This is a genomic window from Bradyrhizobium sp. Leo78, from assembly GCF_059512425.1.
In genome coordinates this window covers 194,234-217,597 of the sequence record NZ_JCAMOT010000011.1, presented here as the reverse complement: position 1 = coordinate 217,597, position 23,364 = coordinate 194,234, and the positions used below count along the sequence as shown (strand labels likewise).

General features: G+C 63.3%; 18 protein-coding genes and 1 pseudogene. 7 read left to right on the top strand and 12 right to left on the bottom strand.

What is annotated here, in order from left to right; genetic code table 11:
• Window positions 1–540 precede the first annotated feature (540 nt).
• Window positions 541–1,803: a serine hydrolase domain-containing protein gene (locus tag AC5ZG1_RS17280; RefSeq protein WP_496133574.1), complete on the bottom strand. Its 1,263-nt coding sequence runs from the start codon at window positions 1,801–1,803 to the stop codon at window positions 541–543.
• A 98-nt stretch (window positions 1,804–1,901) separates the two neighbouring features.
• Between AC5ZG1_RS17280 and AC5ZG1_RS17275 the strand changes: the two genes are divergently transcribed.
• The gene (locus AC5ZG1_RS17275; RefSeq protein WP_496133573.1) at window positions 1,902–2,714 is read left to right on the top strand and encodes a lytic murein transglycosylase; all 813 of its coding nucleotides are present in this window, start codon (window positions 1,902–1,904) and stop codon (window positions 2,712–2,714) included.
• Between the two features lie 153 nt (window positions 2,715–2,867).
• Here AC5ZG1_RS17275 and AC5ZG1_RS17270 read toward each other — a convergent pair whose 3' ends face one another.
• Complete coding sequence (locus tag AC5ZG1_RS17270) at window positions 2,868–3,779, bottom strand: DUF3313 domain-containing protein (protein ID WP_496133572.1); 912 nt, start codon at window positions 3,777–3,779, stop codon at window positions 2,868–2,870.
• A gap of 356 nt (window positions 3,780–4,135) precedes the next feature.
• Here AC5ZG1_RS17270 and AC5ZG1_RS17265 point away from each other — a divergent pair, with 356 nt between their 5' ends.
• The 5 genes and pseudogenes from AC5ZG1_RS17265 to AC5ZG1_RS17245 all read left to right on the top strand — a co-directional run bounded on the left by AC5ZG1_RS17265 (window position 4,136) and on the right by AC5ZG1_RS17245 (window position 9,281).
• Entirely contained in the window at window positions 4,136–4,939 is an 804-nt protein-coding gene (locus tag AC5ZG1_RS17265) for a crotonase/enoyl-CoA hydratase family protein (RefSeq protein ID WP_496133571.1), read from the top strand.
• A 1-nt stretch (window position 4,940) separates the two neighbouring features.
• Window positions 4,941–6,825 (top strand): annotated as a pseudogene (locus AC5ZG1_RS17260) (feruloyl-CoA synthase).
• A 20-nt stretch (window positions 6,826–6,845) separates the two neighbouring features.
• Window positions 6,846–7,607 carry an SDR family NAD(P)-dependent oxidoreductase gene (locus AC5ZG1_RS17255; protein ID WP_208828322.1) on the top strand — a complete coding sequence of 254 codons (762 nt, stop codon included), beginning with the start codon at window positions 6,846–6,848 and terminating at the stop codon, window positions 7,605–7,607.
• 9 nt (window positions 7,608–7,616) lie between these two features.
• Window positions 7,617–8,036, top strand: coding sequence for an acyl-CoA thioesterase (locus tag AC5ZG1_RS17250; RefSeq protein WP_130229918.1), 420 nt, complete (start codon window positions 7,617–7,619; stop codon window positions 8,034–8,036).
• Between the two features lie 93 nt (window positions 8,037–8,129).
• Window positions 8,130–9,281: an ABC transporter substrate-binding protein gene (locus AC5ZG1_RS17245; RefSeq protein ID WP_456642923.1), complete on the top strand. Its 1,152-nt coding sequence runs from the start codon at window positions 8,130–8,132 to the stop codon at window positions 9,279–9,281.
• Window positions 9,282–9,303: 22 nt separating this feature from the next.
• Here AC5ZG1_RS17245 and AC5ZG1_RS17240 read toward each other — a convergent pair whose 3' ends face one another.
• From AC5ZG1_RS17240 to AC5ZG1_RS17230, 3 genes are read right to left on the bottom strand one after another with little or no spacing between them, the layout of a single operon-like run.
• Window positions 9,304–10,035 (bottom strand): ABC transporter ATP-binding protein, encoded by a 732-nt coding sequence (locus tag AC5ZG1_RS17240; RefSeq protein WP_496133570.1) that lies wholly within the window; start codon window positions 10,033–10,035, stop codon window positions 9,304–9,306.
• The gene (locus AC5ZG1_RS17235) at window positions 10,032–11,801 is read right to left on the bottom strand and encodes a branched-chain amino acid ABC transporter ATP-binding protein/permease (RefSeq protein ID WP_496133569.1); all 1,770 of its coding nucleotides are present in this window, start codon (window positions 11,799–11,801) and stop codon (window positions 10,032–10,034) included. The genes AC5ZG1_RS17240 and AC5ZG1_RS17235 overlap by 4 nt, the downstream gene beginning before the upstream one ends.
• Window positions 11,802–11,806: 5 nt before the next feature.
• Window positions 11,807–12,847, bottom strand: a complete 1,041-nt coding sequence (locus AC5ZG1_RS17230; protein ID WP_456642921.1) for a branched-chain amino acid ABC transporter permease — start codon at window positions 12,845–12,847, stop codon at window positions 11,807–11,809.
• Window positions 12,848–13,005: 158 nt separating this feature from the next.
• Here AC5ZG1_RS17230 and AC5ZG1_RS17225 point away from each other — a divergent pair, with 158 nt between their 5' ends.
• Window positions 13,006–13,524 carry a MarR family winged helix-turn-helix transcriptional regulator gene (locus AC5ZG1_RS17225; protein ID WP_028166743.1) on the top strand — a complete coding sequence of 173 codons (519 nt, stop codon included), beginning with the start codon at window positions 13,006–13,008 and terminating at the stop codon, window positions 13,522–13,524.
• Window positions 13,525–13,856: 332 nt separating this feature from the next.
• Here AC5ZG1_RS17225 and AC5ZG1_RS17220 read toward each other — a convergent pair whose 3' ends face one another.
• The 7 genes from AC5ZG1_RS17220 to AC5ZG1_RS17190 form a co-directional block, all read right to left on the bottom strand.
• A complete protein-coding gene (locus tag AC5ZG1_RS17220; RefSeq protein WP_456642920.1) occupies window positions 13,857–15,137 on the bottom strand; it encodes a glycerate kinase type-2 family protein in 1,281 nt (426 codons plus the stop codon).
• Entirely contained in the window at window positions 15,137–16,369 is a 1,233-nt protein-coding gene (locus AC5ZG1_RS17215; RefSeq protein WP_130226608.1) for an ABC transporter substrate-binding protein, read from the bottom strand. The genes AC5ZG1_RS17220 and AC5ZG1_RS17215 overlap by 1 nt, the downstream gene beginning before the upstream one ends.
• A gap of 137 nt (window positions 16,370–16,506) precedes the next feature.
• Window positions 16,507–17,733 carry an ABC transporter substrate-binding protein gene (locus AC5ZG1_RS17210; RefSeq protein WP_496133568.1) on the bottom strand — a complete coding sequence of 409 codons (1,227 nt, stop codon included), beginning with the start codon at window positions 17,731–17,733 and terminating at the stop codon, window positions 16,507–16,509.
• A 387-nt stretch (window positions 17,734–18,120) separates the two neighbouring features.
• Window positions 18,121–19,350, bottom strand: coding sequence for an ABC transporter substrate-binding protein (locus AC5ZG1_RS17205; protein WP_130226610.1), 1,230 nt, complete (start codon window positions 19,348–19,350; stop codon window positions 18,121–18,123).
• Window positions 19,351–19,514: 164 nt separating this feature from the next.
• A complete protein-coding gene (locus AC5ZG1_RS17200; protein ID WP_496133567.1) occupies window positions 19,515–20,741 on the bottom strand; it encodes an ABC transporter substrate-binding protein in 1,227 nt (408 codons plus the stop codon).
• 344 nt (window positions 20,742–21,085) lie between these two features.
• Entirely contained in the window at window positions 21,086–22,315 is a 1,230-nt protein-coding gene (locus AC5ZG1_RS17195) for an ABC transporter substrate-binding protein (RefSeq protein ID WP_496133566.1), read from the bottom strand.
• 30 nt (window positions 22,316–22,345) lie between these two features.
• Entirely contained in the window at window positions 22,346–23,362 is a 1,017-nt protein-coding gene (locus tag AC5ZG1_RS17190) for a branched-chain amino acid ABC transporter permease (RefSeq protein WP_496133565.1), read from the bottom strand.
• Window positions 23,363–23,364 lie beyond the last annotated feature (2 nt).

Below are 23,364 nucleotides of genomic sequence, written 5' to 3'. Positions count from 1 at the left end.
TTTGCCACCGTCACTTCACAAGAAGCTTAGCGCCAGCGTCGGGGCGCCAGGACCACACGACTTCGCCGTCCGTGATGCGTGTGCTCGTCAGTCACACCCATCTCGTCCACCGCATCCCACCGCAACGTTCGTGACGATCGCGACCCGCCCCTCATCTGGGTGAGACGCGCGGAGTTAAATCACTGATTTGCCCGACGACGGAAGCGGAATGTTTTTCGCGCGAGGGCTGGACGGAGCAAATCACATTGACCGGATTAAGGAAAATCGCGCGAATGATACGCCGCCCGTCATGCCCGGGCATCCACGTCCTTTGCCTCCGTGCGCGGGAGAGACGTGGATGGCCGGGTCAAGCCCGGCCATGACGGAGGAGAGGATTGCGCAATGCGTCCCCTGTCATTCCGGGGCGATGCGAAGCATCGAGCCCGGAATCCATTTCTCCGCCGACGCAAGTGGCGCAATGGATTCTATGATGTGCAATTGCACATCATAGCTCGCGCTGCGCGCGCCCCGGAATGACGGAGGCGCAACCGCCGGCGCGCCTCACCGCACTACGGCGCCGTAGATGATGTCCTGGACCTGCTCGCGGTAATACTTTCGGAGCTCGCCCGGCGCCGCCGTTCCGACGACCACGACCAGGCGTTCCTTCGGATCGCAGAAGAACTGCGTGCCGTAGGCGCCGTTCCAGGTGAACTCGCCGGGATTGCCGGGGACCGCTGACAGACCTTCGCTCGTTCGCACTGCCACCCCGAGACCGAAACTGAAGCCGCCGCGATGCGGCTCCACGTTCGCGACGTTGTTCTTGATCTCGGGCCCGAGGTGGTTGGAGGTCATGTGATGCACCGTCTTGGGCCCGAGAATGCGTTTTCCCTCGAGCTCCCCACCATTGAGCAGCATCTGGCCGAAGCGGAGATAGTCGCCGACGGTGGCAAACGCGCAGGCGCCGCCGCAGTCGAACTTGGTCGGCGTGTCGAGCAGCCTGATGCTCTGCGGCCTGCCCGTCAGCGGGTCATTCGGAAACGGTCGGGCGAGACGGTCGCGCTGGCCCTCCGACGGATGGAACGTGGCGTCCTTCATGCCGAGCGGCTGCCACACATTCGCAGCCAGATAATCGCCGAGCCGCTGCGAGGTGACTTTTTCGATCACTGCGCCCAGCACGTCGATCGAGAAGCCATATTCGAATTCCGTCCCCGGCTGGTGCACCAGCGGCAGCTTCGTGATGCGATCGATGAAGGCCTGCGTATCGCCCTCGATCGCCGGCGCCGTGCCGTCAGGATAGAGGCGCGCGAGCGGGCTCGAGCTATCCGGCCGACCGCCATACATCAGCCCGGAGGTGTGGCGATAAAGGTCATGGATGGTGATCGGCGACGCCTGCGCTTCCATCTTGAGCGAACCGTCCAGCTGCGGAACGCCGACCTTCATGTCGGCGAAATCAGGATAATAGTTGGCGAGGCTGGCCTGTAGCGGCAGGCGGCCCTGCTCCATCAGCGTCAGGCCGGCGACCGCGGCAAGCGGCTTGGTCATGGACGCCAGCGCGAAGACGGCATCGAGCGACATCGGCGTGCCCTTGACCGGATCGAGCTGGCCATAGGCCTTGTAGTGCACGAGCTTGCCGTCCCGAGCGATCGCGACCGCGGCGCCGGGCACCCGCTTCGCCGCAATCTCGCGGGCGAAGAAATCATCCAGCCGGGCCAGACCCTGTTCCGAGAATCCGACGTCATCAGGCTTGGCTTCGGGCAATGGCGCAGCATGTGCCATTTCGAGAGCGAGGCCAGCAGCCACGGCCGCGGCAATGAGCCTTTTCATAATTTCCTCCCAGGGGCGGATTTCGCCCGATTGTTATGCGATTTATGCGTCCACCCAATTTATGCTTAAATCATGTCTGCCGACCGACGGAGTTCGAGATGACCAGAAAACTTGCAACCGCCGCCCTCATCGCCTTTGCGACGCTGGCGCCTTTCGGCACAAGCGCGAACGCCGCGCAATGCGGTAACGGCCCCGGTGGTTTCGAGGCCTGGAAGGCGGAATTCGCCCGGGAGGCGAGCGGCAAGGGCATCGGACAAACCGGTGTCGCCGCCCTGATGCAGACGCACTATGCCAGCGCGACCATCGCCGCCGATCGCGGCCAGCGCAGCTTTGGTCTGTCGCTCGACCAGTTTCTCGCCAAGCGCGGCGCCTCGACCATCGTCGCGCGCGGACGATCGCTCAAGCAATCCCACGCAGCGCTGTTCGCCTCGATCGAGCAACACTACGGCGTCCCACCCGGGCCGCTGATCGCGATCTGGGGCATGGAGACCGGCTTTGGAAGCCAGCGCGGCAATCAGAACATGCTGTCCTCAATCGCCACCCTTGCCTATGACTGCCGCCGACCCGAGTTCTTCACCGACCAGCTCTACGCGGCGCTGAAGCTGGTCGACCGGGGCGTGCTGTCGGCCAGCACACGCGGATCCATGCATGGCGAGGTCGGCCAGACCCAATTCATGCCGAAGAACATCCTGGCCTATGGCACCGGTAATCTCGACGTGGCCGCCAACGCGCTCAACTCGACCGCCAACTTCCTTAAAGCCCACGGCTGGCGCGCCGGCGCCGGCTACCAGCCCGGCGAACCCAACTTCGCGGCGATCGAAGCCTGGAATGCCGCCGGCGTCTATCAGAAGGCGATCGCGATCATGGGCCGCCAGATCGACGGCGAGGGCCGCGCGTCGGCGGCCCGGTGAGGGTTGGTAGGGTGGGTTAGCGTCCGCCGAAGCTCAAAGAGCGAAGGCGGAGGCGTAACCCACCGGCTTGGTCGCAAGGAAACGGCGGATTACGCTTTTCACCTGCGCTAGTTGATGCAGCGGAGTTCGGGACGCTAATCCGCCCTAAGATTTCTACTGAGCCTGCGCGGTCGTGGTGCTGGCATCGGGCACCTTGTCGTTCCAATCCGGCGGTACGCCGATCGCTCCTCCGACCAGGCCCGCGATGCCCGGCTCGCGGCCGAATGCTTCGCACGCCGCATATTTCGGCGCGCCGCCCGCCCATGACTGGATGCGGTCCATGGAAGGCGGTTTCCCGAACCCTCCGAACGGCGTCTTGCCGGTGACCAGCATCCGGCTGAAATCGTCGCCGAACGCGCTCGCCAGCTCATAGGCATCGCCCGACGGAGACACACGCGCCGAACCGGAAAGGGCATTCGCGCCGCGCCCCCAGACCATGGCGCCTTCCTGCTTGCCGTCGCGCGCCCTCGCTTCCGCTTCGACCGACAGTGAGCCAAGGCCAATGGGAATGCGCGGAACCGGCACCGGCACGCCGGGCAGCAGCACGGTCTTGGCAACGGATGCCCCTTTCGATGCCGCCACCGCCTTCTCGTCGGTCGGCGTCATCTGCGTGATCCGCGAATGAACCGTGATATCCGCGTCGTCGTTCGCGGCGACCACGGTGAAGCGTTCGCTGAGGCCGGCGCAAAGGGAGCGATCGATCGCATTGGCGACCAATCTTCGCTCCTGATCCGTGATCCCCTCCACCCTTGCCTTCTCGGCAATCGTCGCGGGGACGATCCGCACGGTCCGTGCCGCCAGCACCTCTTGTTCACGCACATAGAGCTTCGACTTCGTGACCACGCCGTCGGAGGGTTGGAGCTGACTATACGATGTCAGCGACCCGCCCTCATCCAGCGCCACCGTGGCGCAGCCAGACATCAGGCAGGCCGCGGCCAACGCCGCCACACCCTGCAACCTGGCGCGACCGGACAAATTCCGCAACCGCCGTCGGAGCAGATTCGGTAGCAGGCGATGAACGACCATCTGACAGTCCTGTTTCTGACGGCAATGCTGACGACCGTCAGATGCACGACCGATTGAGGCGGAGATATGCTCTCCTCAATACAGATAGATGATTGCGAAATCCTGTCGCAATCGCCGCCGGTATCGTGGTGGGATTCGCTCTGCCGCATCACGCTTGGGTCGTCCCGCCGAAGGCAGGGATGAAATCGTAGGATGGGTAGAGCGCAGCGAAACCCATCATCCGCAGCTTGCTCCATCGCGATGGGTTTCGCTGCGCTCTACCCATCCTACGGGGCTCGCTCGCGATGACGCATCGTATTGACTCCCGGGCCAATCGTTATAAGGTATAACTATTCTGGGAAGGAAACAATGAGGCCATGGGAAACGCCGACTCCGCCGCGATCGAGGATCGCGCGGCGCTACTGACAATCGAGAACAACGGCGCGGTCCTGACCGTGGGCCTCAATCGGCCGGCCAAGCGCAATGCGCTGAACGACGGCATCATGCTGGCGATCCAGGATTGCTTTTCCGACATCCCCGATGGCGTCGGTGCCATCGTCGTCCACGGCATCGGCGATCATTTCTCCTCCGGCCTCGATCTCTCCGAACTCTCCGAGCGCGACGCGACCGAAGGCCTGCAGCATTCACAGATGTGGCACCGGGTGTTCGACCGCATCCAGTACAGCCGCGTGCCCGTGATCGCCGCGCTGAAGGGCGCCGTGATCGGCGGCGGGCTGGAGCTTGCCTGCGCCGCGCATATCCGCGTCGCCGAACCGTCAGCCTATTTCGCACTGCCCGAAGGCCAACGCGGCATCTTTGTCGGCGGCGGCGGATCGGTGCGGCTGCCGCGCCTGATCGGCGTGCCCCGCATGATCGATATGATGCTGACGGGACGCGTCTATTCCGCGACCGAAGGCGCGGCCTACGGCTTCGCACAATATCTGACGGACGCGGGCGGCGCATTGCCGAAGGCGATCGAGCTTGCCGAGCGTATCGCCGGGAATGCGCCGCTGACCAATTTTGCGGTGCTGCAGGCGCTGCCGATGATCGCCGAAGCCAATCCGCAGACCGGGCTGTTGATGGAATCGCTGATGGCGACGGTGGCGCAGAGCGACAAGGAGGCGAAACGCCGGATCCGCGAATTCCTCGAGCACAAGACCGCGAAAGTGAAGCCGACCTGAGATGAGCGCGAGAGCCGACATGTCAGCGCTAGTTACAGACGTCGCCGCGCATCCGCTGCGCGCGATATCGTTCGGCAATCCCGCTGTTATCATCGAGCGCCGCGACGATGGCACGATCTATCTTCGCCCACGCAGCAAGCTCCTCGATTATCCGCAGCGCATCACCGATCGGCTGCATCACTGGGCCGCCACCGAGCCACACCGCGTGTTCATGGCCGAGCGGGCAACAGGCGGCGCTTGGCGCGAGATCACTTACGCTGAGCTGCTCGATGCCGCGAGGCATATCGCCTCCGCTCTGATCGCGCGCGGCCTGTCGGCGGAAAAGCCGCTTGTGATCCTCTCCGGCAATTCGATTGACCACGCGCTGCTCGCGTTCGGCGCGCTCTATGCCGGCGTGCCGTTCTGCCCGGTGTCGCCGGCCTATTCACTGGTGTCACGCGATTTCGGCAAGCTCGGTTTTGTCATCAAGCTGCTGACGCCCGGCCTTGTCTTCGCCGATGACGCCGGCAAGTTCGCCGCAGCGCTGTCCGCGAATGTAGCGCCAGAGACCGAGATCGTCGCCACGCGCGGCGACCTTCCCGGCCGGGTCGTGACCAGACTTTCCGAGCTGCTGGCCACGCCGGAGCATCCGCTGCTCGACGCTACACACCAAGCCATCACGCCGGACACGATCGCGAAATTCCTGCTGACTTCCGGCTCGACCGGCAACCCCAAGGCGGTCATCAACACCCAGCGCATGCTCTGCGCGAACCAGGTGATGTTGCGCGAGACATTGGCGTTCCTGAAGGATGAGCCGCCTGTCATCGTCGACTGGCTGCCCTGGAATCACACCTTTGGCGGCAACCACAATATCGGGCTGACGCTGTTCAACGGCGGCTCGATGTATCTCGATGAGGGCAAGCCGATGCCCGGCGGCATCGAGGACACCGTGAAGAACCTCCGCGAGATTTCGCCCACGGTCTATTTCAACGTGCCCAAGGGTTATGAATCGCTGTTGCCCTATCTGCGCGACGATGCGAACCTGCGCGCAAAATTCTTCGGCCGGCTGCACGCGATGTTCTTCTCGGGCGCGGCGCTGTCGCCCTATGTGTGGAACAGCCTCGACGAGCTTGCCGTGCGCGAGACCGGCTTCCGTGTGCCGATGCTGACCGGGCTCGGCGCCACCGAGACCGCGCCGTTCTTCATGTCGGTGCGACCCGACACCAGCCGCTCCGGCCATGTCGGCCTGCCCGTATCAGGCAACGAAGCGAAGCTGTTGCCCAACAACGGCAAGCTCGAAGTGCGCGCCAAGGGGCCGAACGTCACGCCGGGCTATTGGCCGCCAGCCCGAATTGACCGCCGCCGCCTTCGACGAAGAGGGCTTCTACAAGTTCGGCGATGCGCTGAAGCCGGCCAAAGCGGATGATCTTGATGCCGGCTTCGATTTCGATGGCCGCATCGCCGAGGATTTCAAGCTCGCGAGCGGCACCTGGGTCAGCGTCGGCCCGCTCCGCGCGCGCTTCATCGCGACCTGCGCGCCGCTGGTGCGCGACGTCGTCATCGCCGGCATCAACCGCGACGAGATTTCCGCCATCGTGATCCTGGATCTCGACGGCTGCCGCGTGATCAACCCGGCGCTATCAGCCAACGATATCGCGGCGGCGGCGTCCGATTCCCTGGTCCGCGCCGCTTTCCGCGAGCGCTTCGCCCGCTTCCTCGCCAGCGCCACCGGATCGTCGACCCGGATCACCCGCGCGATCCTGCTCGATGCGCCGCTATCGATCGATCGCGGCGAGGTCACCGACAAGGGTTCGGTCAATCAGCGCGCGGTACTGGAACATCGCGCAGCGCTGATCGAGGCGCTTTATGCCGATGTGCCGCCTGCGCACGTCATCACATTGAGCTGAGTTTTATAAGGGAGAAGATCATGCAGTTGAAGGATCAGGCCGCCATCGTCACCGGCGGCGCATCGGGACTGGGCGCCGCGACCGCGCGCCGGCTCGCCGCGCAGGGTGCCAAGGTTGCAGTATGCGACCTCAACGCAAAGCTTGCCGAAAGCGTCGCGGCCGAGATCGGCGGCGTTGCCGTGATCTGCGACGTGTCGGATGCAGCCTCAGCCGAAGCCGCGGTCGCGCAGGCTGCGACAGCGCATGGCCCGGCGCGCATCCTGGTCAACTGCGCCGGCATCGGCGTGGCAAAGCGCGTGATCGGGCGTGACGGCCCGATGCCGCTCGGCGATTTCGACAAGGTGATCAAGGTCAACCTGCTCGGCTCCTTCAACATGCTGCGGCTTGCGACCGCGGCGATGACAAAGCTCGAGCCGCTACCAACCGGCGAACGCGGCGTCGTGATCTCGACCGCATCGATCGCCGCCTATGACGGCCAGATCGGCCAGGCCGCCTATTCGGCTTCCAAGGGCGGCATCGTCGGCATGACGCTGCCGATCGCGCGCGAGCTCGCGCAGTTCGGCATCCGCGTGCTGGCGATTGCGCCCGGCCTGTTCCTGACGCCGCTGCTTGCAGGCCTGCCGCAGGAAGCGCAGGACTCGCTCGCCGCCTCGATCCCGTTCCCGCACCGGCTCGGCGACGCGGGCGAGTTCGCTTCGCTGGCGCTGCACATGATCGACAACCCCTACCTCAACGGCGAGGTGGTGCGGCTCGATGCCGCGCTTCGCATGGCGCCGCGCTGAGGTCTGCGCATGTTCGTGCACCGGCGCGATGTGCAGATACAGTGGGGCGACTGCGACCCCGCCAACATCGTCTACTACCCGCGCTATTTCGCGATGTTCGACGATTCGACCTCGATCATGTTCGAAGCGGCCGGCTTCTCGAAACAGGACCTCGTCCGCAACTACGGCCTGGTCGGCATTCCCATGGTCGACACGCGGGCGAAGTTCTACATCCCGTCGACCCACGGCGACTGGATTACAATCGAAACGCGGGTGGAAAGCATCAAGCGCTCGAGTTTCGAAGTGACGCACAAGGTGTTCAAGGGCGAGGCGCTGGCGATCGAAGCTTTCGAAACCCGCGTCCTCGTCGGCCGTGATCCGAACGATCCCGCAAAATTGAAGTCCGCGCCGTTTCCGCAGGAGATCATTGACCGTTTCATGAAGGGCTGATTTGAGTGCCATGTTCTATTGACCTAAAGAAGGGGCTGGATTGGCCCTGCCAGTTGCTTACACCGACAAGAATAATTGAAAAGGGAGGAATGAATGAGGAAGGCTTATCTCGCCGCGGCTGCGCTGGCTGCAGCGCTGGCGCTGCCGGGCACGCCGGCATCCGCGCAGAATAACGAGATCGTCATCGGTATCTCGATCTCGACCACGGGGCCTGCCGCGGCGCTCGGAATCCCCGAGCGTAACGCGCTGGATTTCGTGCCGAAGGAGATCGGCGGCGTGCCGCTCAAGGTGATCGTGCTCGATGACGGCGGCGATCCGACCGCTGCGACCACGAACGCGCGGCGCTTCGTCACGGAATCGAAGGCCGACATCATCATGGGCTCCTCCACCACTCCGCCCTCGATCGCGGTCTCCACCGTCGCCAACGAGGCTGGCATCCCGCATTTCGGACTGGCGCCGTTTCCGATCAACGAAGCGCGCGCGAAATGGTCGGTCGACATGCCGCAGTCGATCCCGATCATGGGCAAGGTCTTGTACGAGCACATGAAGGCGCACGGCATCAAGACCGTCGGCTATATCGGCTACTCCGATTCCTACGGCGACCTCTGGTTCAACGACTTCAAGGCCCAAGGCGTGCCGATGGGCCTGCAGATGGTCGACGAAGAGCGATTTGCCCGGCCCGATACCTCGGTCGCGGGCCAGGTGCTGAAGCTCGTCGCAGCCAATCCCGACGCGATCCTGGTCGGTGCCTCCGGCACTGCCGCGGCGCTGCCGCAGACCGCGTTGCGCGAGCGCGGCTACAAGGGCCTGATCTACCAGACCCACGGCGCCGCGAGCATGGACTTCGTCCGCATCGCCGGTCCCGCGGCGGAGGGCGTCATCATGGCATCGGGCCCGGTGATGTCGCCGGAGAGCCAGCCGGACAGCGCGCTGACCAAGAAGCCAGGGCTTACGCTCAACACCGCCTATGAGGCGAAGTATGGCGCCAACAGCCGCAGCCAGTTTGCCGGCCACTCATACGACGCCTTCGAAGTGTTGAAGCGCGTGATCCCGGTCGCGCTGAAGGCCGGCAAGCCCGGCACGCCGGAGTTCCGCGAAGGCATCCGCCAGGCGCTGATGAGCGAGAAGGAAATCGTCGCTACGCAAGGCGTCTACAACTGGACCGACAAGGACCGCTACGGTCTCGACGATCGCTCGCGGATCCTGCTCACGGTGAAAGACGGCAAATACGTGCCGGCGATGTGACGATGCGGGGCGGGAGCGTGGATCAAACCGCGCTCTCGCCCTCATGCTGGAAGCCGAGATAGCTTGCGGCGACGCGCTGGTTGCTGGCGATGTCGCGAGCCGCTCCGCTGAGCACGAACTCGCCGAGCTCCATCACATAGGCGCGGTCGGCGATCTGTAGCGCGGCCTGGGCGTTCTGCTCCACCAGCAGCACCGACACGCCGGCGGCGCGAAGCTCGCCGATGGTGCGGAAGATGTCGGCGACAATGATCGGCGCGAGGCCCAGGCTCGGCTCGTCCAGCATCAGGAGTTTCGGAGCGCCCATCAGCGCCCGCCCCATCGCGAGCATCTGCTGCTCGCCGCCAGAAAGCGTGCCGGCGAGCTGCTTGCGCCGCTCCCTCAGCCGCGGGAACAGGCTGTAGACGCGCTCGAACGAATTTGCCGCGGTCGCCTTCGGGACCCGGAATGCGCCGAGCTGCAGATTGTCCTCGACATTCATGGTTGCGAACAGTTCGCGGTGCTCCGGCACGAGGCTGAGGCCCGCCGCAACACGGTCCTCGATGTCGAGCGTGGCCATGTCTCGGCCTGCGAAGGCGGTGCGGCCCTTCAGCGGCAGGATGCCCATAACGGCGTTGAGCAGCGTGGTCTTCCCGGCCCCATTGGCGCCGATGATCGTGGCGATCTCGTTCTCGTTAACTTCGAGCGAGACGCCGCGCACGGCTTCGACCTTGCCATAGGCGATATGCACATCGGACACCGACAACAACGCGCTCATGCCGCGGCTCCGAGATAGGCCTTGATGACCTCAGGATTCTTCTTGATCGCCTCCGGCGTGCCTTCCGCGATCTTGGTGCCGAAATCGAGCACGACGATGCGGTCGGCGAGGTCCATGACAAAACCCATGTCGTGCTCGACCAGCAGCACCGACATGCCGCCGTCGCGCAATTGCCGCAGCAATGTCGCAAGCCGCTGCTTCTCCATATGCCGCAGCCCGGCGGCGGGCTCGTCAAGCAGGAGCAGCATCGGATCGACGCAGAGCGCGCGGGCGATCTCGACGATGCGCTGCTGGCCGAGCGAGAGCGAGCCCGCGAGCTGGTCGATCTGGTCGGTGAGCCCGACGCGCTCGATCTGCCGTGCGGCTTCCGCGAGCAGCCGTGCTTCATCCGTGCGGTCGAGGCGGAGCATGCTGGCGACAGCGCCGGACGCGCCGCGCAGATGGGCGCCGATCGCGACGTTCTCCAGCACCGTCATGTCGGGCACCAGCTTGACGTGCTGGAAGGTGCGGGCAACGCCGAGCTTCACCACCTCCTGCGGCGGCGCGTTCTCGACCTTCCTGCCGAGCACGGAAATGGCGCCGCTGGTTGCGGTCAGGACGCCCGTGATCAGGTTGAAGGTCGTGCTCTTGCCGGCGCCATTGGGGCCGATCAGCGCCACGATCTCGCGGGCGTTGACGTCGAAGCTGACATCGTTGACCGCGGTGACGCCGCCGAACTGCTTGCGCGCCTTGTCGAGCTGCAGCAGCACGGCAGACATCGTCGGCGCACGCTCGCGGGCCGGCAGCGTCAGCGAATTGTCCACCGTCCTGCGGACCGCCTTCAACGGCAATCGCGCCATCAGCCACGGCCAGACGCCGGATGGCGCGAGCTGCAGCAGCATCACGAGGAGGATGCCGAACACGATGGTCTCGAGCTGGCTCTGGCCGCCGAAGATGTAAGGAAGATAGCTCTGCAACACTTCCTTCAGGATCACGACGATGCCGGCGCCGAGCACCGCGCCCCAGACATAGCCGGCGCCGCCGACGACGGCGATAAAGAGATATTCGATGCCGGCCTGCGGACCGAACGGCGTCGGGTTGGCGGCGCGCTGGAAATGCGCATAGAGCCAGCCGGACAGGCCCGCCAGCACCGCAGCGTAGATGAACACCAGGAGCTTGGCGCGCGGCGTCTGCACGCCGAAGGCTTCGGCCGCGATATGGCCGCGGCGCAGCGCGCGGATGGCGCGGCCGGTGCGCGAGTCCAAGAGGTTCAACGTCAGCACCGCCGATATCAAGACCGCGATCCAGATCGCATAGTAGATCGTGCCGGGGCTCAGCATCTTGTAGGAGCCGATCGCAAGCGGCGGGATGCCGGAGATGCCGTCATTGCGGCCGAGGAATTCGAGCTTGCTGAAGAGGTAGAACAGCGCAATGCCCCAGGCGATGGTGCCGAGCGGCAGATAGTGGCCGGACAACCGCACTGTGACGATGCCGAGCAGCACCGCAGCGATGCCACTGACCAGGAGCGAGACCGGCAGCGTCAGCCATGGCGAGACGCCATAGGCGGTCGTCAACACCGCCGTGGTGTAGGCGCCGAAGCCGCAGAACGCCGCCTGCCCGAACGAGGTGAGCCCGCCGACGCCGGTGAGCAGCACCAATCCCATCGCCACCAGCGCGGCGAGGCCGATATTGTCGAGTAGCACGATCCAGAACGGCGGGATGCCCGGCACCAGCGGGATCAGCGCCATCACGAGGGCGAAGATGATGAGAGGCAATCGCTGCGTCATCGCGCTCAATCCTTCTCTTCTTCGACCGCCGGCGCCGCGAGCGAACGCAGCACCAGGACGGGGAGGATCAGCGTGAAGACGATGACTTCCTTGAAGTTGCTGGCATAGAACGAAGAGAACGCCTCGACGACGCCGACGAGAATGGCGGCGACAGCCGTCAAGGGATAGCTGACGAGACCGCCGATGATCGCCGCGATGAAGCCTTTGAGGCCGATCAGGAAGCCGGTGTCGTAATAGAGCGTTGTGATCGGCACGATCAAAATTCCCGAGATCGCGCCGATCAGCGAGGCCAGCAGGAAGGCGATCTGGCCGGACAATGTGGTGCGGATGCCGACGAGGCGGGCGCCGAGGCGATTGACGGCGGTGGCGCGCAGCGCCTTGCCGGTCAGCGAGTAGCCGAAGAACAGCCAGAGCGCGACGATGAAACCAATGGTGAGGCCGTAGACCGCAAGGCTCTGGCCGGTGAAGCGGAGCGCGCCCGCTGTCAGCGCGACGTTGGAGAGCGCCGGGCCGCGCAGGCCTTCGGCGCCGAAGAAGACGAGACCCAGGCCCTGCAGCGCGAGATGGCAGCCGACGGAGGCGATCAACAGCACCAGCACGGACGTATGCGCAATCGGCTGGAACGCGATGCGGTAGAGGAACAGCCCGATCGCCGCCACGATCAGAAGCGCAAGCGCGATGTTAACGGCAATCGGCGTCTTCGGCCCGGCCAGCGCATAGGTCAGCAGGCAGACGGCGACTGGAAAGACGATGTCGACCGCGACGGCCCGCGCGATCAGCCGCGCATGCAGCGACTTCCGCGCAAAGAACAGGTCGAGGCCGAACGCCACCAGTCCCATCGCGACCGCGAGCTTCGCGGTGCCCGGCACCTGGCCGGTCGCCAGCATGGCATAGCTCAGCGCGCCATAGGTGACGAATTCGCCCTGCGGGATCAGGATCACGCGCGTGACCGCGAATACCAGGACCAGAGCCAGCCCCAGCAATGCGTAGATGGCACCGTTGGTGATGCCGTCCTGCAGCAGGAACAGCATGATCGTCGTGTTCAAGGCCGAGCGCTCCCCCTCACGCGGCGGGCCGATCGACGCGTCGCCGCGCTCGATCGTCCGGTGTCGGCTGTTGAAAGCTGCCGACGTTTGATATAATCAATAACAATTATCGAATATAATCTCAAGAGCCCGACTCCCGGGATTGCGAGCCTCGAGCGATGACTGTTCCCAAGACCGCCGCCGACGCCGCCAAGGTATCCCGCCCCGTCGCCGGGCAGGATCTTGACGCTTCGAGCGACGATGGCCTGCTCCACCTGGGAGAACTGTCGGGGCTATTGGGCTATTCGCTGAAGCGTGCGCAGCTCAAGGTGTTCGAGGATTTTCTGCGCTGCGTCGCGCCCTTGCAACTCACGCCGGCACAATTCTCGGTGCTCTTGCTGCTCGACCAGAATCCCGGCCGCAACCAGACCGAGATCGCGAGTACGCTCGGCATCCTGCGGCCGAATTTCGTGGCGATGCTCGACGCCCTGGAGAGCCGCGAACTCTGCGCGCGCATGCGCTCGGCAAGCGACCGCCGCTCGCACATTCTCGTGCTGACCGACAAGGGCCGCGCGGTGCTGGCACGCGCCAAGAAGCTCGTCGCCAACAAGCACGAGGCGCGGCTGATCGAACTCTTGGGACCTGAGAACCACGCGGCGCTGCTGGAGATGTTGGCGAAGATCGCGCGCGAGTTTTGAGGGTGGAGCTGCCGTAGGATGGGTAGAGCGAAGCGGAACCCATCGCGATGGAGCATGCCGCGCCAATGATGGGTTTCGCTTCGCTCTACCCATCCTACGATTCTGCCAGATCCTCATCCTGAGGAGCGGCGTCTTCGCCGCGTCTCAAAGGATGAGGCCCCGCCGGTGGCCTCGCCCTTCGAGACGACCGCTGCGCGGTCTCCTCAGGGTGAGGGGATGAGCTGGAGTGCGCCGCGCTATCCACGTCATTGCGAGCGCAGCGAAGCAATCCATAGGGCCGCAAGCGGAGACGTGGATTGCTTCGCTTCGCTCGCAATGACGGCAGTGTAACGTCAGTCCACCAGGATGACGCGGACGTCGTTGACGTTGGTCAGCGTCGGGCCGGTCAAAAGCAGATCGCCGGTTTGAGCGAAGAAGCCGCTGGCGTCGTTGTTTTCGAGATAGGCCCTGGGATCGAGGCCCTGCGATTTCATCTTCGCGAACGTAGAGTGGTCGATGACGGCGCCGGCCGGGTCGCTGGCACTGCCCGCGCCGCCATCGGCGCCGTCGGTGTCCGCGGCGAGCGCCGAGACATCGGTCATGCCCTTGAGCAGATCGGCGAGCGCGAGCGCGTATTCCTGGTTGGGGCCGCCGCGGCCATTGCCGCGCACGGTCACGGTCAGTTCGCCGCCGGACAGGATCGCGACGCGCCTGCCCTCGCTGCGCGCCGTCAGCGCGAGCTGCGCGTGCGCGGCGGCGACGTCGCGCGCTTCGCCTTCGAGATCGGCGCCGAGATCGATGGTCGCATAGCCGGCCTCGCGCGCGACCTTGACCGCGGCTTCGATCGAGGCCTTCGGCTTTGCGATCAACTCGAACGTCGCGCGCGCAAAGGCAGGATCGCCCGGCTTGCAGCTTTCGTTGCCAGGATCATCGAGCGCGCGGCGAACGGAGTCATCGATGGCTAGATTGTATTTGGCGACGATGGCGCGTGCGTCCGCAAGCGTAGTCGGATCTGCGACCGTGGGGCCGGATGCGATCGCGGAAGGATCGTCATGCGGCACGTCGGATATCGCGAGCGTCACGATCTCGGCGCGCTGGCCGGCCCGCGCCAAGCGGCCGCCCTTGATGCGCGACAGATGTTTCCGCACGATGTTCATCTCGCCGATCGGCGCGCCCGAGCGGAGCAGCGCCCGGTTCACCTGCTGCTTCTGCGCAAAACTGACGCCGTCCACCGGCGCGATCCAATTGGCGGAGCCACCGCCGGAGATCAACACCAGCAAGAGATCATCCGCGGTCGCCGTCGCCGCCAGCCGCAGCGTATCGTCGGCGGCTTTCAGCCCGGCTTCGTCAGGTACGGGATGGCCGGCCTCGACCACCCTGATCCGGCGGGTCGGCACGCCATGGCCGTGGCGGGTAGTTGCAATCCCCGCCAACAGCGCCGGATCCAGCTCGAGCGCGTCGAGATAGTGTCGTTCGGCCGCCGCCGCCATGGCGGCGGCGCCCTTGCCCGCGGCAAGCACGATCACCCTCCCCTTCGGCACCGGACGGAGGTGCGGCGCCAGCACGACGTCCGGATGGGCGGCAGCTACCGCCGCATCGAAGATCGCGCGCAGAAGAGGGCGTCGGTTCGTCATCAGTTGCCAGAGATCTCGCCGCTGAGGACTTCGCCGAACAACTGCCAGCGTTCACCCTTGAACTGCATCAATTGCAACTGCTCGATCGGCATGTAATCAGTCGCGCTCGTGGTCAGCGTCACGCCCGGTAACAGTCCGCCTTGCGCGAATTGCTTCAGGCTTTGCGCCTGCTTCATGACGTTCTCCCGGGTCAGGTTATCGCCGCAGCGACGGAGCACCTCTACCATCGTAGTCGCAATGTTGTAACCGGTCATCGCCGAAGAGTCGATGCGGTTCATCTCGGGAAGATATTTCGCAAGCAGATCGTCGAACGCCTTGATGCCGGCATCGCCTGCCCACTGGGGATCGCTAACGTCCTTGGCATAGGTCGCCGAGATCACGCCCTGCGCGTTCTCAACCCCCGCCGGCTTCATCACGGCCGCGGTCGAGGCGCTGACGTTGGAGATGATCGTGAGCGGCTTCCAGCTCATCTCGCCGAGCTTCTTGATCGCCTGCGCACCGAACTTCGGCGTGGTGTAAAGCACCAGAACGTCGGGATTGGCCGATTTGATCTTCACCACGTGCGAATCGATGGTCGGTTCCGAGACCTCGTAGCTCTCCTCCAGGACGATCCGCGAGGCGTCTGCGCCGAACCCATCCTTCAGGCCCTTCAGATAGTCCTTGCCCATATCGTCGTTCTGGTAGAGCACGGCCACCTTGGCGCCCGGCTTCTCCTTCGTCAGGTATTTCGCGTAGATGCGCGATTCGCTCTGGTAGCTCGGCAGCCAGCCCATGGTCCAGGGAAAGGTCTTCGGCTCGTTCCACTTGGTCGCGCCAGTGGCGACAAAGAGCTGCGGCACTTTCTTGCTGTTCAGGTATTTCTGGATTGCAGTGTTGGGCGCGGTGCCCAGCGTGCCGACCACCAGCAGAACCTCGTCGCTTTCGACCAGCTTGCGTGCCTGCTCGACCGTCTTCGGCGGGCTATAGGCATCGTCATAGGAGATAAAGTTGATCTTGCGGCCGTTGATGCCGCCCTCGTCGTTGACCTTCTTGAACAATGCAGCCATCGCCTTGCCGACGCTGCCGTAAGCCGAAGCCGGCCCGCTATAGGGCACGATGTTGCCGATCTTGATCTCGGTGTCCGTCGCACCGGTGTCATATTGCTTCTGCGCGAGTGCGGCAGAGGCAGTGGTGGCGGTTACGGCAAAGCCGAGGAATGCGGTTGCAAGGCGGCGTCGGGTCAACATAGGCATAGGACTCCTTCGGAGCAGAAGCTCCCATTCTGGTGCATCGCATTGATAGCGCGGAAAATCATGTTGGCAACAAAAAGCCCCTGCGACTGTGTCGCAGGAGCTTTGCGTGCTTAACCTTGGGTAACTGCGGGAGACTTTTACCCGCCGACGTCAGCGCTGATGACGTCACCGAACAGTTCCCACTTGTCGCCCTTGAACTTCATGAGCTGAAGCGAGCTGATCGGAGCAAAGTCGTTTGGTCCGGTGTTGATCTTGATGCCGGGCAGCAGGACTTCGGTGCGGAAATCCTTCAGGCTCGCCGCCTGCTTCATGACGTTCTCGCGCGTCAGGTTGTCGCCACATTGCTTCAGCACCTGAACCAGCGTCTGCGCCACGCCGTAGCCGACCACGGTACCGCCGTCGAGCTTGTCGCCTTCCGGAAAATCCTTGGCCATGAAGGCATAGAATTCCTTCATGCCGGGATCGTTGTCCCACTGCTTGTCGGAGGCGTCCTTGAGGTAGGCGGCGGAGATGATGTCCTGGGCGTTCTCGAAGCCGGCCGGCTTGAGCACGCTGCCGACGGACGCCGAGACGTTGTTGAGGAAGTGCAGCGGCTTCCAGCCGATCTCGGCGTTCTTCTTGATCGCCTGCGCGGCAAATTTCGGCGTGGTGATATTGATGAAGATGTCGGCGCCGGTGGCCTTGAGCTTGACCAGATGCGAATCGATCGACGGCTCGGAGGTCTCGTAGCTCTCCTCCATCACGATCATGCTCGCCGCCTTGGAGCCGAGCCCGTCCCTCAGGCCCTTTAGATAGTCCTTGCCGTAGTCGTCGTTCTGGAAGAGCACCGCGATCTTGGCGTCGGGATGGTTCTTCAGGATGTACTTGGCGTAGATCTGGGTCTCACTCTGGTAGCTGGGCTGCCAGCCCATGGTCCACGGAAAGTTCTGCGGGTCGTTCCACTTGGTGGCGCCGGTGGCGACGAAGAGCTGCGGCACCTTCTTCGAGTTCATGTATTTCTGGATCGCGGTGTTCGACGGCGTGCCGAGCGAGTTGAAGATGAGCAGCACCTCGTCGCTCTCGACCAGCTTGCGCGCCTGCTCGACCGCCTTCGGTGGCGAATAGGCGTCGTCATAGGAGACGAAATTGATCTTGCGGCCGTTGATGCCGCCGGCGTCGTTGATCTTCTTGAAGTAGGCGGCCTCGGTGCGTCCGATCACGCCGTAGGCGGAGGCCGGTCCGCTGTAGGGCATGATGTTGCCGACCTTGATCTCGGTATCCGATGCGCCGGGGTCGTATTTCTTCTGTGCCGTCGCAGTGCCGGCAGTGGCCGCGAACAAGCCGAACGCTGCCGAAAGAATCGCGAGTTTTTTGATAACGGACATTCCGTCTCTCTCCCTTTGGATGACATTGATGCTGTGTCATGGCTTTCTTGATCCGAAAGCTCTTGGTGTTAAGCGTATGGATTACCATTTTGCCGACATTGCCTCAACAAAAAGCCCCTGCTGCAAAGCCGCAGCGGCTGCATCTTTAGTAGCCATGTACACGCAAGCCGCAGCAGCACGATGAGATCGGGTCGAATTGCGTCCGCGACGAACACTGCGCTCCCTCTCCCGCCTGCGGGAGAGGTTGGGGTGAGGGTGTCTCCGCGATGGGACTCTTCGTGGGGAGAGAGCCCCCACCCGCTGCACCAAGGGCGCAGCGACCTCCCCCGCAAGCGGGAGAGGTGAATGAGCTCGCGTATAGACTGATTCAAGCAAATGACATCAGGATCAGCCGCCGACGTCGCCGCTCAGGATGTCGCCGAAGCGCTCCCAGGTGTCGCCCTTGAATTGCATGAGCTGCAGTTGCGACAGCGGCGCGAAATCGGTCCGCGACGTATTCACCTTGATGCCGGGCAACAGCCCGTCGAGCTCGAGGTCGCGGATGCTGGCGGCCTGCTTCATGATGTTCTCGCGGGTCAGGTTGTCGCCGCAGGCCTTCAGCACATGCACCATGCCTTGCGCGACCGTGTAGCCGTACATCACCGAAAGGTCGGAGCGATTGGCCTCAGGATAGTACTTATCGAGGAATTCGTTCCAGGCGATCATGCCGGGATCGTTCTTCCACTGCGGATCGGTCGGATCCTTCAGGTAGTTCGACGAGATGATATCCTGTGCGTTCTCGAAGCCGGCCGGCTTGAGCACGCTGCCCACGGAGGACGAGACGTTGTTGAGGAAGTGCAACGGCTTCCAGCCGATCTCCGCGTTTTTCTTGATCGCCTGCGCCGCGAATTTCGGCGTGGTGATGTCGAAGAACACATCGGCCCCGGACGACCACAGCTTGACGATGTGGGAGTCGATGGAGGGCTCGGAGACTTCGTAGCTTTCCTCGATCACGATCATCGAATCCGCCTTGCTGCCGAGGCCGTCCTTGAAGCCTTTCAGGTAGTCCTTGCCGTAATCATCGTTCTGGTAGAGCACCGCGATCCTGGCATTCGGATGGTTCTTCAGGATGTACCTGGCGTAGATGATCGACTCGCTCTGGTAATTGGGCTGCCAGCCCATGGTCCAGGGGAAATCTTTCGGATCGTTCCACTTGGTGGCGCCGGTGGCGACGAAGAGCTGCGGCACCTTCTTCTGGTTCATGTATTTCTGGATCGCCGAGTTCGGCGGCGTGCCAAGCGAATTAAAGATGAAGAGCACCTCGTCGCTCTCGACCAGCTTGCGCGCCTGCTCCACCGTCTTCGGCGGAGAGTAGGCGTCGTCATAGGAGATGAAGTTGATCTTGCGGCCGTTGATGCCGCCCTCTGCATTGATCTTGTTGAAATAGGCCGCCTCCGTCTTGCCGATCACGCCATAGGCGGAGGCCGGTCCGCTGTAGGGCATGATGTTGCCGATCTTGATCTCGGTGTCGGTGGCGCCGACGTCGTATGCCTTCTGGGCGAGCGCGTGGCCGCTGCTCACGGCCAGCAATGCGACGGCGGCCGCAAGGGCCCCCAGCCGCAAATGGATGGCAGACATTGGGATCTCCTTGGGCTCATGGTGGACGTCTCATGTTTTTTGGATTGGCAGCACTTTTCCGGCTCCTGCCGGTATTGAATACCTTCCACCTAGTCCCAGCAACCAAAAGCCTCCCGCGATGGCGTCGCGGGGGGCTGCAAACGGCGGATGCCGCCGCGGCTCCCTCAATGCCCGAGCGCTCCGCTCATGATGCTGCCGAACAACTCCCACTTGTCTGTCTTGAAGCGCATCATCTGCAGTTGCTTGATGGGCGCGAAGTCGGTCGGCGATGTGTTGATGGCGATGCCGGGCAGCAGCGTGTCGGGCGCAAACTCCCTCAGGCTCGCGGCCTGCTTCATGATATTGGCGCGGGTGAGATCGTCGCCGCACATCTGCAGCACCTTCACCATGGTTTGCGCCGCGCCATAGCCATAGACCGCCGCGTCATCGCGCCGATCGGCTTCCGGATAATATTCCTGCAGGAACGCGAAGAAGCGCTTCATGCCGGGGTCGTTGTCCCATTGCGGGTCGGCGCCATCCTTGGCATAGGCCGCCGACAGGACGCCCTGCACATTCTCAAAGCCGGCCGGCTTCATCGCGCCGCCGACGGAAGCGGAGACATTGGACACGATCTGCAGCGGCTTCCAGTTCAATTCCGCGACGTTCTTCATCGCCTGAGCTGCGAATCTCGGCATGGCAACGTTGATAAAGACGTCGACGCCGGCGGCCTTCAGCTTGGCGATGTGGCTCTCCATCGACGGCTCTGAGGTCTCGTAGCTCTCTTCGGCGACGATCATCGCCGCCTTCTCGCCGAATCCGTCCCTCAAGCCTCTGAGGTAGTCCTTGCCGAAATCGTCGTTCTGATAGAGCACGCCGACCTTGGCGTCGGGCCTCTCCTTCATGATGTATTTGGCATAGATGCGCGCCTCGCTCTGGTAGTTCGGCTGCCAGCCCATAGTCCACGGAAACTCTTTCGGCTGGTCCCACTTGCTGGCGCCGGAGGCGACGAAGAGCTGCGGCACTCCCTTGCCGTTCATGTATTTCTGGATCGCGAGGTTGGTGACCGTGCCGAGCGAGTTGAAGATCAGAAGCACTTTATCGCTCTCCACGAGCTTGCGCGCCTGCTCCACCGTCTTCGACGGGTTGTAGCCGTCGTCGTAGCTGAGAAAAACGATCTTGCGACCGTTGATGCCGCCCTCGGCGTTGACCTTGTTGAAATAGGCCGCCTCGGTCTTACCGATCACGCCATAGCCGGAAGCCGGTCCGCTATAGGGCATGATGTTGCCTATTTTGATCTCGGTATCGCTGGCGCCGGTATCGTACTTTTTCTGGGCGAGCGCACCGCCGGTGCTGGCGGTGATCAGGACGAGCACGGCTGAAAGGGCAGTCAATCGCAAGCGGACGGCAGTCATTCGTTTCCTTCATCCTTGAGATCATGATCCGATTAGACGGAATCGGATCATGATCTCATCTCTTGTTTGAGCATGATCTTTTCGGAAAACCGGTTCCCACTTTTCCGGATCATGCTGTGGTGGATGCGTTTCTTGGAACTCCCACGGCGGGCATTGAATGCGGTTCTCGCGCCGTCCGTCAACAAAAAGCCCCGCGGCTTGCACCGCGGGGCTTTGCGCTGGTCTCTTGCACTGCACAAGCTTAGAGCGTTTTCGAGCGAAGTGGATACCGGTTCGCGTGAAGAAAACGCGTCAAAACAAGAATCTAGAGCTTCGGTTCTGATTCAATCAGAACCGAAAATGCTCTAGTCGGCGGGAATGTCGCCGCTGATGATCTCGCCGAACAGTTCCCACTTCTGTCCCTTGAAGCGCATCATCTGAAGCTGGCTGATCGGGGCAAAGTCGGTGGCGCTGGTGTTGATCTTGACGCCGGGCAGCAGCGTGTCCGGCGTAAAATCCTTCAGGCTCGCCGCCTGCTTCATGACGTTGGCGCGGGTGAGATTGTCACCGCACATCTCCAGCACCTTCGCCAGGGTTTGTGCAGCGCCGTAGCCGTAAACCAGGGCGCTCTCGGTCTTGTCGGCGCCCGGCATGTACTTGTCGAGGAATTCATTCCACTTCTTCATGCCGGGATCGTTGTTCCATTGCTGGTCGCTGCCGTCCTTGGCGTAGGCGGCCGAGAGCACGCCCTGGGCGTTATCAAATCCCGCCGGCTGCATCACGCTGCCGACCGAGATCGAGACGTTGGCGACGATCTGCAGCGGCTTCCAGCCGAGTTCGGCGGTCTTCTTGATGGTCTGGGCGGCGAATTTCGGCGTGGCATAGATCAGCAGCACGTCCGGGTTGGCGGCCTTGATCTTGACGATGTGCGAATCGATCGTCGGCTCGGAGATCTCGTAGCTTTCCTCGAGGATGATCATCGAGGCGCCCTTGGCGCCGAGGCCGTCCTTGGTGCCCTTGAGGTAATCCTTACCAAAATCGTCGTTCTGATAGAGAATCGCGACCTTGGCGTCCGGCTTCTCCTTCATCAGCCATTTCGCGTAGATCTGCGCTTCGCTCTGGTAGCTCGGCTGCCAGCCGATGGTCCACGGGAAGTTCTTCGGGTCGTTCCACTTGGTCGCGCCGGTGGCGACGAACAGTTGCGGGATCTTCTTGGAGTTGAGGTATTTCTGGATCGCGGTGTTCGAGGGCGTGCCGAGCGGGTTGAAGACGACAAGGACTTCGTCGCTCTCGACCAGCTTGCGCACCTGCTCGACCGCCTTCGGCGGCGAGTAGGCGTCGTCATAGGTGATGAAATTGACCTTGCGGCCGTTGATGCCGCCCCGATCGTTGATCATCCGGAAATAGGCGGCCTCGGTCTTGCCGATGCTGCCATAGGCGGACGCAGGTCCGCTATAAGGGATGATGTTTCCGATCTTGATCTCGGTGTCGGAGGCGCCGGTATCGTATGTCTTCTGGGCGAAGGCACTGCCGGAAGCGGCAGCACAAGCGACGACCGCCGCCGAAAGCACGGCGGTCCGTAGTTTGAAGGGCATCGTCTCTCCTAAAGTCTCTTTTTTGGTTCTTCAGTTCTTCTTGAGTTTCGCCGCCAGTTGCTGGGCAATGAGGGCGACCTGCCGGGCGCCATGCGGCACCAGGTAGATGACGAGGAACAGGAGCACGCCGAACACGGCGCCAGAGAGACCCTTGGAAATGCCTTCCGCAATGTTAGGCACAAAGATGATGAAGGCGGAGCCGACGATCGAACCCGGCAGCCAGCCGACGCCGCCGACCACCATGCCGACGAACAGAGAGATCGCGAGCGTGATGGTGTAGCCGTCGGGCGCCACGAACTGCACCGCGATCGCGCCCAGGCCGCCGGCGATGCCGGTGATGCCGGCGCTGACGCCGAAGGCCAGCGTCTTGTACAGCGCGACGCTAACGCCCATGGCGGAGGCCGCGATCTCGTTGTCGCGGATCGACATCAGGGCGCGGCCCGAGCGCGAGCGGAGCAGGTTCACCGAGGCGACATAGATCCCGATCGAGACCGCCAGTGTGAAGTAATAGAGCCACATGTCTTGCGACAGCGGCAGGCCGAATGGCGCATCCGGCTTGGTCACCACCAGGCCTTGCACGCCGCCGGTCCAGTGCTCGAGGAAGCCGAGCTTGAGGAGCTGAGGCATGGCGAGCGCCAGAGCAAAGGTCGCGAGCGCGAGGTAGATACCCGACAGCCGCAGCGCCGGCTGGCCGAACAGGAAACCCGCGCCGAAGCAGACGACGCCCGCGACCGGCAGGGTCAGCGCGTAATTGACGTTGAAGTGCTCCATCAGGATCGCCGTGGTATAGGCACCGATGGCGTAGAACGCGCTCTGGCCGAGCGAGAACTGGCCCGAGCCGCCGGTCAGGATGTTGAGCGCCAGCACCGCGAGCCCGTAGATCAGGAGCATCGTCATCTGGAAGATGATGAAGTTCTTGACGAACAGGGGCGTCAGGATCAGGGCCGCCAGCACCACCAGCGAGGTGCCGTAGCCGAGCGTCATGGCGCGCTTCGGAACCGCCTCGACGGCCGGGGCTTCGGTTACAACTTCTTCAGCCGCGCTCATGA